The sequence below is a fragment of the Mariniflexile gromovii genome (assembly GCF_017814435.1).
Taxonomy (GTDB): Bacteria; Bacteroidota; Bacteroidia; order Flavobacteriales; family Flavobacteriaceae; genus Mariniflexile; species Mariniflexile gromovii.
Window position 1 is genome coordinate 80,112 of the sequence record NZ_JAGJCB010000015.1, and the last position, 12,381, is coordinate 92,492.

Sequence of the window (12,381 nt, forward strand, 5' to 3'; positions counted from 1 at the left end):
GAAGGTAAATAATAATCGTAGTTCTTTTTACATCGAAGGTTAATTTAATAATAAAGCTGATAAATATGGTATCTATCAGCTTTAATATCATCTCTATGTCAGGTCGAGCGCAGTCGAGACCTCATTTTGAAGTTGTTAAGTGTAATAACTTCTCGATTCGCTTTGCGAGATACCTTCAACCAAAACACGTTTTGTTTTCGGCAATGCTCGAGGAGACAGTGATTTATGGTTGATTACGGAAAATCCGTTTCCTATTAATTAAAACTCACGTTTACCAAATTCACTTTCAATAAACTTCGATTTGTTTTTAACCTTGTTGAAAGTGTAAGTTAAATTTAAAGTAACCATATCAACTTCATACACATAATTAGTATAGGTATAAAATTCACCAGGTCTTGAAGTAGCGATGCTTTGTTCGTTACTGTTCAACAATCCCATATCAATATTTTGCCACTGTAAGGTTGCCGTTAAATGGCTATCTAAAAATGACTTTTTCAAGGTTAAGTTTGGTGCATAAAACCTAGAATCTTCACCTTGAGCCGTATTGGTTTTAGATAAATAATTGAAGGTAAATTGTGCCGTGGCATTCTTCCAAAAAGAATAGGTAGAGTTAACGTTGAAGGAGTATATCGTGTTACTACTATTTACATCATAATTTCTAGTTATACCATCTCGATGTCTAAAAATAAACTCGCCATCAATAGCATAGTTATATATATTGGCCCCTATAAAATTGCTCCAATTCTTGGTTGCCTTAAACTGCGTACCCAGTTCTAAACCAATAGCTTTACTTTTTCCAACATTGGAATACACTCGGTTTAAAATACTATCTATTACTATCCCATTACTTTCATAAGCCAAGGTATTCACGCGGTTTATGGCATTATCTACATGTCTGTAATAAGCGGTAGCGTACATGGAATTTTTTGAATCGAATTCTTTGGTAATGCCCAACTCAACCAAATCTATAAATTCTGGTAATAGACGGTTATCACCTTGTTCAAAAACCTCTGAGTGTTCGCGTTCAGCAAAACTATTCATTTTAAAAGTGGTGGTACGTTCTACTCTTTTACTGTAAGCCGCCTTAATTTTGGTGGCATCATTAACTGTGTATTGTAACGACGCTGACGGGAATAATTTTACAAAGTCATACTTGTATTCATTCGCAGAAGCTTCACTTACTAAAGCTTCGGTATAGGTTCTATCCATAGATTCCAAACGCATACCCGCGGCATAATCCCATTTATTTTTGTTGCCTGTTAATTGGGTATATGCAGAATGAATGGTTCTTTTTAATTCAATATTACTTGAAAATTCGGGTACAACAATACCATCTCGTTCGTAAACAAACTCCCCTTCATGATCCAAATTTCTAAATTGATAGCCCGTTTCAATAGTACCAAATGAAAACGGTTTCAATTTGTAATCTAAATTATAACGCACACCATGTAACGGATTATCATTGGTGTTATATTCTTGTTGATAAATTTCGTTATATGCCGGTGTATCCACATTATCATTGTAAGTTGGACCACCTAAAAAGGTATATTCATACAAAATTGACGTTGACAGTTTGGACTTATCATTAAAGGTATGTCCATAATCAAAACTACCCAAAACGAAATCGCCTTTACGAGTTCTTAAGTTATGGTTGTAATATGAAAACGTATATAGTCTGTTACTGCTTTCAATAGGTGAAACCGCATGGTTATCATAATAGGTAATATCTGCTAACCTATCCACAGTATGTTTTCCTGCGAAGAAACCTAAAGAGAATTCATCGTTTTCATTGGGTGTAAAATCCACTGTAAAACGTCCGTTATAATTGATATCATCGAAACTACGTTCTCCGTCAGATGGCAAAAAGGTTTGTTTATTTTCCGCTTCATTGATGATAAACAACTCACCTTCCCTTCTACCCGTTTTATCGTTGCGTTGGTAACTGGTTCCAAAGGATAGGTTCCATTTGTCTGTTTTTGTGTTAATGGTAGCATCGGCACCATAACGTTGAGCCGCCACTTGCGTATCATAAGGTTCTATGGAAGGGAAACCCCCACGTACACTTACCTGAACAAAAGTGCCGTTTGCAGCACCTTTTTTGGTAATGATATTAAGAATACCACCTTTACCTTCCGGATCGTATTTAGCAGATGGTGCCGTAATAATTTCAACTTTTTCAAGAGCATTTGCTGGCAATTGTGCTAAAATGGCATTGGCATCACCTTGTGTTGGTTTACCGTTAATTAAAACCGTAAAACCTTTACTACCTCTCACACTAATATCGCCTAAACCATCTACAGTAACTGATGGCAGGTTTTTAATAACATCGGTGGCATTGCCCCCTTGACTACTTTGAAAACTTTTTGAATCGAATACCTGTCTGTCAATTTTATTGATAACGGTAGAACGTTCTGCATTAATTTCAACCTCGTTCAGTTGATTTCCCAATACCAAATTAATGGTACCTAAATCTATTTTTCTGTTACCTTTTGCGACTTCAATATTCCGAATGGTTTTTGTGGTATAGCCTACAAATGAAGCCTCTAAATAATAACTACCGTTTTTGATATTATCTATAACAAATACACCATCTATGTTGGTAATTACACCTGCTACAAGTGTTTTATCTACTTGATTATAAAGCGCTGCGGTGGCGTATTCCAATGGGTAATTATCGGTGGTATCTTGAATTCTTCCTGTAATTTGGCTTGTTGCTAATTGTACTATAAATAAAAGAAGGATGGTTAGTACTTTATTCAACTTCATATGTTTTAAATTTCAATATAATTTGGGTGCAAATATAAATTTTTAAAATGTTTTATTTTAGCATTTCATACAAAACTGACTTTTGTTTAAAGCTTAACTTATCAGTCCAACTACATACCAAAATGAAACCCTTTAACATGTGCTGTTAAAGGGTTTTGTCTTATAATTTCTAAATAATAATTTCTGTTATCGCAATTCAGTGATTTTACAAACATCCATATCGCCATAATCCAAATTCTCTCCTGCCATTCCCCAAATAAATGAGTAATTACTTGTACCTGAACCTGAATGAATAGACCATGGCGGCGAAATAACCGCTTGATTGTTCTGCATCCAGATGTGCCTAGTTTCTTGAGGCTGGCCCATAAAATGACATACCGATTGCCCTTCTGGGATTTCAAAATAGAAATACACTTCCATTCTACGATCGTGCACGTGTGCTGGCATGGTGTTCCAACTGCTTCCTACTTTTATGGAAGTCATTCCCATTTGTAATTGGCAAACATCTACCACGCTATTTACAATATACTTTCTTAAAGTACGTGCATTGGCGGTTTCTGGAGTCCCTAATTCTATAACTTCCACATCATTAGTTCCAATTTTTTTGTTTGGGTATACTTTGTGAGCTGGTGTAGAATTTAAGTAAAACATGGCTGGCCGCTTAGACGATTTACTTGCAAAAATCACTTCTTTATTGCCTTGACCAACATATAAGGCTTCTTTATGGTTTAATTCGTAAACAAGTCCATCAACAGTAACGGTGCCACTTTCACCTATATTAATTATTCCTAATTCTCTTCTTTCTAAAAAAAATTTCGCTTTCAGAGGGTCGATGGTTTCTAAAGTAACGGGTTTGTTTACAGGTAAAACACCTCCTGTTATAAAACGATCATAATGCGAATAAACTAAATTTAATTTATCCGATTCAAATAAGCTTTCTATTAAAAATTCATTTCTTAATTGCGTAGTATCATAACTTTTTACCCCTTGTGGGCTTGATGCGTAACGCGAACGGTAATTAGTTGACATATTTTATAATTTTAAATTTTATAAATAATTGTAGTTTTAAATAAGATGCGTTTTAAACAATTAAAACGGTTAAACTTATGGCTCCGTGAGCACCAACAACCAAACATTGTTCTATGTCGGCTGTTTTTGAAGGTCCTGAAATGAACACTCCAAAGGTTCTGTCTCGTTTTGATATAGCTTCATAAACATGGTGCATATGTAAATAAATATCGTTTCTTGAAACTATCAAAACCAAATCGTTTGTAATAAATGGCAATGCGCGAATGGTAAAATCATTTTCTGTAACCCAAATAGCACCATTTTCAGCCACAGCCAATTCACCTTTTATAATGGCTAAATCAATATCCTCTAAACCATGTGGTTCGGTTTCTTTGTTAATGGAAATAGTTCCTAACGCAGATTCCTTTACACAAGATACTATTTTTGAAGCATTTGGATATAGTTTTTTTATTTCAGCATCTATTTCAGTCATATTATTTAACTGAACAGCCCTTCCTCCAACAAACTTCAAGTTATCAATAAAAGTTTCAACTAAATTGATTTCTTCTTCAAAAAGACCTAAATCAATTTCCGGCAACGGTAACGATTCTGGTTTGTTTTTTCTAACGGCGTTTAATATAGCTTCTCTACTCATTCTTTTTTCTTTTTTTATACCATTCATCAAAATTATCATTTTTAACTTCTGGCAAATCCCTGGCATGCCCCCAAGCATTTAACTTGGAGTAAATTACAAATCGTGGCATATGTTTCAACATAAAACGCGCAGATTTACCAGCAAAATGGTACATCTTCGTATTTGCCAAAACACTTCCTGCCATTTTTAAAGCTGTTTTTTTAACAACAGGTTGTGGCACATCTTTTACTATAACTTGGCGCCATTTGTATAGCTGTTCATGGATATTGATTTTTACCGGACACACATCGCTACAAGAACCACAAAGTGTGGATGCAAATGGCAATGAACTGTGCTTTTTCAAATCGATTCCAGGTGATAAAATAGACCCAATAGGTCCTGGAATGGTTGATTTGTAACTATGCCCTCCACTACGTCTGTAAATTGGGCAAGTATTCATACATGCACCACAACGGATGCAGTGTAACGAGGCTCTAAAATCTTCACGACTTAATTGCTCCGTTCTACCATTATCAACTATAACAATGTGCATTTCTTTACCAGGTTCTGGTTTATTAAAATGCGATGAATAGGTTGTAATAGGCTGTCCTGTAGCACTTCTACCCAACAAACGCAGAAAAATACCTAAATGTTTTTCTTGCGGAATCAATTTTTCCATCCCCATACAGGCAATGTGTACTTTGGCAAGGTGCGCACCCATATCGGCATTTCCTTCGTTGGTACAAACCACAAAACCACCAGTATCGGCAATTGCAAAATTAACACCTGTTATGGCTGCATCTGCTTTGATGAATTTATTTCGTAAATGTTTTCTAGCTTCCGCTGTTAAATATTCTGGATCGCCATCACAAGGTTTAGTTCCTAAATGCTCTTGAAACAACACATCAACTTCTTCCTTTTTTTTATGAATAGCAGGCAATACGATATGGCTAGGTGGCTCTTGTGCCAATTGCACGATGCGTTCGCCTAAATCGGTATCAATTACCTCAATACCATGAGCCTCTAAGTGCGGATTTAAGTGGCACTCTTCAGTCAACATCGACTTACTTTTTACTATTTTCTTGGCATTATGTTTTTGAAGAATGCTGTGTACAATTTTATTGTGTTCTTCAGCATTTGCCGCCCAATGAACGGTTACGCCGTTTTTTTGGGCATTTTCTTCAAATTGTAAAAGGTAGCTATCTAAATTAGATAACACATTGGCTTTAATAGCTGAGGCATAATTACGGAGTTCTTCCCAACCTTTAACTTTATGCGCCGATTTATCGCGTTTTTGCCTAACAAACCATAAGGCTTTGTCGTGCCAATCTACTTTTGCTTCGTCTTTATTAAATATTGCTGCTTCGTCTGCGTGTGCCATAATTTAGATACTGCTATTTAAAATTTCTGCTATGTGCATCACTTTTAATGGTTGTTTATTTCTATTTATTAAGCCTTCCAAATGCATTAAACACGAGTGGTCTGCACCTGTAATTACCTCTACATCGCTGTCAATATGGTCTTGAATTCTATCTTTACCCATTTTTACTGAAATGGCTTCTTCAAACACAGAAAAAGTACCTCCAAATCCGCAACATTCATCTACCCTATTCAATGTTTTTAATTCCAAACCTTTAACTTCTTTTAGGAGGTTTTCTTCGGTGGAATAATGGGCATCCATACGCTCGGAACAAGATCCTAAGCGCAAACCTCGAAGTCCGTGACAACTTTTATGTATCCCAACTTTATGTGGGAAAGAGGCGCCCAAATCGGTTTTTCCCAATACTTCATAGATGAATTGACACAACTCATAGGTGTTTTTTCTAACGCGTTTTACGTCTTCCGTTTGTTCTAAAATATCAAAATGTTTTTTAACATGATATACACAGCTACCTGAAGGTCCTACAATATAATCGAATTCCTTAAAATTTTCAACAAATAATTGGCAAATGCCTTTAGAATCCTCCTCATATCCTGAATTACCTAAAGGTTGTCCGCAACACGTTTGCCCTGTAGGATACACTACTTCCATGCCTAATTTTTCTAAAAGTTCTAAGGTGGCTATGCCTACTTGCGGATATAATTGATTTATGTAACAAGGTATAAATAAACCTACTTTCATTTTTTGTGTATTAAGAAGTCTTATTTTAAAGTATTTTTAAGATAACAGCAAATTTAAACATCTCATCTATAAATATTGCCCTGTATTATCATGTTTTTTTAATTTCCGTAAAAATTAATCCACTCTAAATATTCAACAAAAAACGTAACTAATTCATTTATAATACTTAACAAATAAAACGTGTTTTTTTTTAAGTTTAAGAATATACTTTTATTAGCGTTTTTACTCAAACAAACCAGAAGCACAAATACTAATAAGATGTATGCTTTTAACTTTCACTTAGTATATTTGTATGGTGCTAATCAACTTAAAAAATAAAGACATTGTTTACCATAAAACAGATATTAAACAACTCTAATATTTTAGAGTGTATTGAAATAGAAAATTCAGAAAAAACCTGTTATGCCAAAATTTATGTGAATCAAGGCGCTAGTTTACAGGAATTAAAGCTTAATGGTAAAACCATAATTGAAGATTTATATCCTTTAACTTACAACAATACCTATGCATCGTCCATTTTATTTCCATTTGCGAATAGAATTAAAGACGGAAAATACACTTTTGATGCCAACGAATTTCAATTTGAAGTGAATGAAACTGCCAATAATAATGCCTTACATGGTTTGGTTTTTAATAAAATCTTCAAAGTAGTTCATCAAAAAGAAGATAAAAATTTTGCCTCCATAACGTTCGAATATGTTGAGCAGAACGAATCCATTGGTTTTCCGTACACTTTCAGCATGCAATTGGAATATATTATAAAAAACCATTCCGTAGATATTAATGTAACGGTCAAAAATACCGATACAAAAGCTTTTCCTTTTACATTAGGCTGGCACCCATATTTTAGCAGCAGCAATTTATACAACAGCACACTTAATTTTGATAGCCATAAACAACTTGTTTTTGATGAAAGATGCATAACTACAGGTGTAAAAACTATAGAAAATGAATCTGATTTTGAAGTTAAAGACAAACAATTAGATGATTGTTTTATTTTAAACTCCAACCAAACCCAATTCAATACGCCCCATTATAAACTTTTGATTAGTGCTTCTTCCAAAGAAAACTTTTTGCAAATATACACACCTCCAAAAGCAAACGTTATAGCTATAGAACCCACCACGGGTGTATCAGATAGTTTTAATAATAACATGGGATTACAAATTTTAAAACCTAATGAAACCCATCAACTTAACTGGAATGTGAAATTGGTTTAAATTTTTATCATTCCTTTTTTACCCATAAAAAACAGAAGCACATGGCCACTTTTGAGACAACACTTATAGTAAATAAAAATGATCTGGACGAACTTAACCATGTTAACAATATCAGATATGTAGAATGGGTGCAAGACGTAGCAAAAGCCCATTGGCAGGAAAAGGCGTCTACAAAAATTATAAAAGATTACCATTGGGTGATGCTTTCGCACTATATAGAATATAAAAGTTCGGCGTTTTTAAACGATGTTATCAAACTTAAAACCTACATCATAAATTATAAAGGAGCTACATCAACACGCATTGTTGAAATATACAATGATACCGATAAATTACTGGCAAAATCTGAAACTACTTGGTGTTTAATAAATAGTGAAACAAACCGTCCAGCACGAATTACACCCGAAATAATCGATTTATTTTAACGAAATAACCATTTTACATACTATACTATCAAAACAAAAGTTATATTTTTGAATTCTATTGATTCAAAATAACTACCGCTTCATGCAACGTACTATATACATCATTTTCACCATTGGTTTTTTAATGCTTTGGAGTTCTTGCCGAAAAGATTTTGACTTTTCTCCAAGTACAGGAAATCTGGAATTCTCAAAAGACACCGTTTATTTAGACACTGTTTTTACCAACATCGGCTCAAGCACTTACAATTTAAAAGTTTACAATAGAAGCAATAATGACATTAAGATTCCTTCAATACGACTTGCCTTAGGAAACACCTCAAACTACCGATTGAATGTAGATGGTTTAACGGGCAAAACGTTTGAAAATATTGAAATTTTGGCAAAGGATAGTCTATTCATTTTTATTGAAACCACCATTGATATCAATAATTTACCAAATACCGATGGAAAGTTTTTATACACAGACCAAATTGAATTTGATGCAGGCGCAAACCTTCAAAAAGTAGAACTGGTTACATTGGTACAAGATGCTGTTTTTATTTATCCTGATAGAGATAGCACCACAAAAGTTATTGAAACCCTTAGTTTAGACATCAATGGAGATACCGTAGAAACCGATCTTCAAGGGCGTGAATTACTGCCCGAAGAACTCACCTTTACAAACACAAAACCCTATGTTATTTATGGCTTTGCAGCGGTTCCATCAGGCGAAACGTTAACTATTGAAGCAGGTGCACGCATCCATTTTCATGAAAATTCCGGACTTATAGTAAGCGATGGGGCATCCCTACAAGTTAATGGCAGTTTAAGTGCAGACCCCGAAACTTTAGAAAACCAAGTTATTTTTGAAAGCGACCGTTTGGAACCAGATTTCTCCAATGTTTCTGGGCAATGGGGCGTTATTTGGCTCTTTGACGGCAGCGTAAACAACAGCATAAACTATGCGACCATAAAAAATGCATCCATAGGTATTTTATGCGATGGTAACCCAAATGTTGCCACCGAAAAACTTAAAATCACCAATTCACAAATTTACAACTCCAGCAGTTTTGGTATTTTGGGCAGAAACACTTCCATTACTGGTGAAAACGTGGTGATTAACAATAGTGGGCAATCCTCTTTTGCGGGCACTTTTGGTGGTAAATACAATTTTACCCATTGTACCATTGCCAATTATTGGAATGGCTCACGCCAATTACCTTCTGTGTTATTAAACAACTTTATTATAGACGAAAATGATACGGCAATTCTAACCGATTTAACCCAAGCCAACTTTAACAATTGTATTATTTACGGAAACGATAATCCTGAAATTATTTTAGATGAAATTGAAGATGCAGCAGTGGTTTTCAACTTTAAGTTCACCAACTGCTTAATTCGTTTTGATAATAGAAATGGCAATATTACAGGCGCTAATTATGATTTAAATGACACCAATCACTACGAAGGTAATATTTTCAATCAGGACCCCAATTTTTTGAACACCTCTCTAAATAAATTAGTTATTGGTGAAGATTCTGCTGCCATAAACAAAGGACTCTCTACGTTTGCCACACAAGTACCGTTTGATATTTTAAATGTAAATAGAACTGCTGCGCCTGATTTAGGGACTTATCAGCATATTGTTTTTCCTGTTGAAGATTAACTTAGAAGTACGTTTGATTTTCTTTGAAAGAATCCTATTTCGTTTATAAATCAATATAGCCCATTGAAACTGGTTATGTCCTAAATTTAGGTGCAATTCGGAAAAACTTCCAAAAAAGTAATCTAAAAAATAAGGATTAGTAACAGGAAAACAACGTCAAAGCTTTATGAACTTTTTAGATGGATAACACTACATTTGTAAAGTGACACCTAAATTGAAAAGGAATGAATTTAACAATTGAAAACATACTATTAGTTGGCTCTTTATTACTGCTTATAAGTATTTTTGCTGGTAAAACTTCTTATAAGTTTGGGGTCCCCACTTTATTGCTCTTTTTGGCAATTGGTATGTTGGCAGGTTCTGATGGGATTGGTGGTATACGTTTTGATGATCCTCAATTTGCTCAATTTATTGGTATTGTTTCCCTAAACTTTATACTATTTTCTGGCGGACTTGATACCAACTGGACCGCTGTTAAACCTATTCTTAGAGAAGGCATTGTATTATCAACATTAGGTGTATTACTAACCGCTGTGTCACTTGGTACATTTGTATGGTTTGTTACAGACTTTACCATTTATGAGAGTTTGCTATTAGGCTCGATTGTATCTTCAACAGATGCGGCTGCTGTATTTTCAATTCTACGTTCAAAAAGTCTTGCACTAAAAACTAATTTAAGACCCACTTTAGAGTTAGAAAGCGGAAGTAACGACCCTATGGCCTACGTACTTACTATTGCATTTTTAACTCTGGTAATCAATCAAGACCAAAGTTTTACATCCATTATCCCCTTGTTTTTACAGCAAATGATTTTAGGAGGCATACTAGGTATCGGCTTTGGAATGTCCAGCAAATACATCATCAACAAAATAAAACTTGACTTTGAAGGCCTCTACCCTGTTCTAGTAATAGCACTAATGTTCATCACATTTTCTGCCACCGATTTTCTAGGAGGCAACGGATTTCTTGCTATTTACATTTGTGCTGTTTATTTAGGCAACCAAGACCTAATACATAAAAAAACCATTTTAAAAATGTTTGATGGTTTAGCGTGGCTCATGCAAATTGTGCTATTCCTTACTTTAGGTCTGCTTGTTTTTCCTTCTCAAATTATTCCATATATGGGCATCGGACTGCTTATTTCAGTGTTCTTGATACTTGTTGCCCGCCCTATAGGCGTATTCATAAGTCTGATGTTTTTTAAAATGAGGCTAAGAAGAAGGTTTTACATTTCTTGGGTTGGGTTGCGTGGGGCTGTTCCAATTGTATTTGCCACTTACCCTCTTTTGGCAGGAATTGACAAAGCAAATATGATTTTTAATATTGTATTTTTTATTTCAGTGACATCCATATTAATTCAAGGAACAACACTCTCCGTTGTTGCAAAATGGTTGAAAGTAGGATTACCAGAAACAAAAAAGAAATTGAATACAACAGATTTATTATTAGCTGAAAACCCCAAAGCTGAAATGAAAGAATTATTAATAACTCCAGACTGTTTTGCTGTTGATAAGAAAATTGTGGAATTAGGCTTTCCAAAAAATGCGATAATAGCCATGATTAAAAGAGATGATAGCTATATCATTCCAAATGGTTTAACACGAATTAAATCTCAAGACACTTTAATTGTTCTTGCAGACCAATCTAAAATTTTTGATCAAGTTTACAAAACACTTCAAACAGATAAAAAACATAAAGTGTAATATCTTAAAGGCTTTATAACAAATTCATAGTGTGTTCCTGTTGATAATTGATTTTAAATTGATAAAAAAAGCTAATACAAAACATTTATTTTCTTAGTCTTTATGTAAGAAAAACTAATTATATTTACAGGGTAACAGTAAAAAAAACTTACTATATCCTGACATATTTACAGGATATAAGTAATAAAAGTTACTATATAACACGTTGGGCACTATTAACACTACGAGATAATGATTAAGAAACTTTCAATTTCAAATATTTTATTTTTTGTAATTACAATGGTTATATTCGTTACCTCATTGACTCAAAAAATTTATTTTGTTGAGGGTTCTAATGACTCTGATGCAATGAGTGGATTTTTAGCACTTCTTCTTGGGTGGTATTATATGTTTGATTTGAGAGTAATTCCTTGGTTAGCAAACCCTCTTTTATTTTTATCATTTATATTTACATCAACCTACAAAATAAAAAAAGCAAAAATAGTCGGGATAATAGCCTTCATATTTAGCCTCTCTTTTTTGCTTTTTGACAAAATCCTTGTTAATGAAGGAGGCTTTGAAAAGGAAATAATTGGATATGGCTCTGGTTATTGGCTTTGGGTTTTTAGTATGTTCATTAATGTAGTTGGAATATTTATTAGTGAATACTTAAATTCAGACAACTAATTTTGTCCAAACAATAAAAAACGACTGATTAATGAGCAAACATCAGAAGAAAAAACAGTGCCCAACACAGTATCCTATGAAAAGCACTAGCCTAGTTCTTCAAAGTTAATATTTATATTTTAATTATCTCATAATGATGATTCTGTGGTGTTGGAATGTTGATAATTCCGATAGGATTATCAATATTTCAAT

10 protein-coding genes are annotated in these 12,381 nt (G+C 34.0%); 5 read left to right on the forward strand and 5 right to left on the reverse strand.

The genetic code is table 11. The features are described 5' to 3' along the window. Positions 1-258 precede the first annotated feature (258 nt). From J8H85_RS14210 to J8H85_RS14230, 5 genes are all read right to left on the reverse strand, one after another. Positions 259-2,766: an outer membrane beta-barrel protein gene (locus J8H85_RS14210; RefSeq protein WP_209655878.1), complete on the reverse strand. Its 2,508-nt coding sequence runs from the start codon at positions 2,764-2,766 to the stop codon at positions 259-261. A gap of 186 nt (positions 2,767-2,952) precedes the next feature. After that, on the reverse strand, positions 2,953-3,795 hold the full coding sequence (gene kduI / locus J8H85_RS14215; RefSeq protein WP_209655879.1) for a 5-dehydro-4-deoxy-D-glucuronate isomerase: 843 nt from the start codon (positions 3,793-3,795) through the stop codon (positions 2,953-2,955). A gap of 52 nt (positions 3,796-3,847) precedes the next feature. Further along, positions 3,848-4,429: a LutC/YkgG family protein gene (locus tag J8H85_RS14220; protein WP_209655880.1), complete on the reverse strand. Its 582-nt coding sequence runs from the start codon at positions 4,427-4,429 to the stop codon at positions 3,848-3,850. After that, positions 4,422-5,789, reverse strand: coding sequence for a LutB/LldF family L-lactate oxidation iron-sulfur protein (locus J8H85_RS14225; protein WP_209655881.1), 1,368 nt, complete (start codon positions 5,787-5,789; stop codon positions 4,422-4,424). The genes J8H85_RS14220 and J8H85_RS14225 overlap by 8 nt, the downstream gene beginning before the upstream one ends. Before the next feature lie 3 nt (positions 5,790-5,792). Further along, positions 5,793-6,530, reverse strand: a complete 738-nt coding sequence (locus J8H85_RS14230) for a (Fe-S)-binding protein (RefSeq protein ID WP_209655882.1) — start codon at positions 6,528-6,530, stop codon at positions 5,793-5,795. Positions 6,531-6,853: 323 nt separating this feature from the next. Here J8H85_RS14230 and J8H85_RS14235 point away from each other — a divergent pair, with 323 nt between their 5' ends. The 5 genes from J8H85_RS14235 to J8H85_RS14255 all read left to right on the forward strand — a co-directional run bounded on the left by J8H85_RS14235 (position 6,854) and on the right by J8H85_RS14255 (position 12,189). Next, positions 6,854-7,750: an aldose 1-epimerase gene (locus J8H85_RS14235; RefSeq protein ID WP_209655883.1), complete on the forward strand. Its 897-nt coding sequence runs from the start codon at positions 6,854-6,856 to the stop codon at positions 7,748-7,750. 41 nt (positions 7,751-7,791) lie between these two features. Continuing rightward, positions 7,792-8,175, forward strand: coding sequence for an acyl-CoA thioesterase (locus tag J8H85_RS14240; RefSeq protein ID WP_209655884.1), 384 nt, complete (start codon positions 7,792-7,794; stop codon positions 8,173-8,175). A gap of 82 nt (positions 8,176-8,257) precedes the next feature. Continuing rightward, positions 8,258-9,820, forward strand: coding sequence for a right-handed parallel beta-helix repeat-containing protein (locus J8H85_RS14245; protein WP_209655885.1), 1,563 nt, complete (start codon positions 8,258-8,260; stop codon positions 9,818-9,820). 224 nt (positions 9,821-10,044) lie between these two features. After that, positions 10,045-11,523: a potassium/proton antiporter gene (locus J8H85_RS14250; RefSeq protein WP_209655886.1), complete on the forward strand. Its 1,479-nt coding sequence runs from the start codon at positions 10,045-10,047 to the stop codon at positions 11,521-11,523. A 231-nt stretch (positions 11,524-11,754) separates the two neighbouring features. Further along, on the forward strand, positions 11,755-12,189 hold the full coding sequence (locus J8H85_RS14255) for a hypothetical protein (protein ID WP_209655887.1): 435 nt from the start codon (positions 11,755-11,757) through the stop codon (positions 12,187-12,189). The last annotated feature ends 192 nt before the right edge of the window (positions 12,190-12,381 follow it).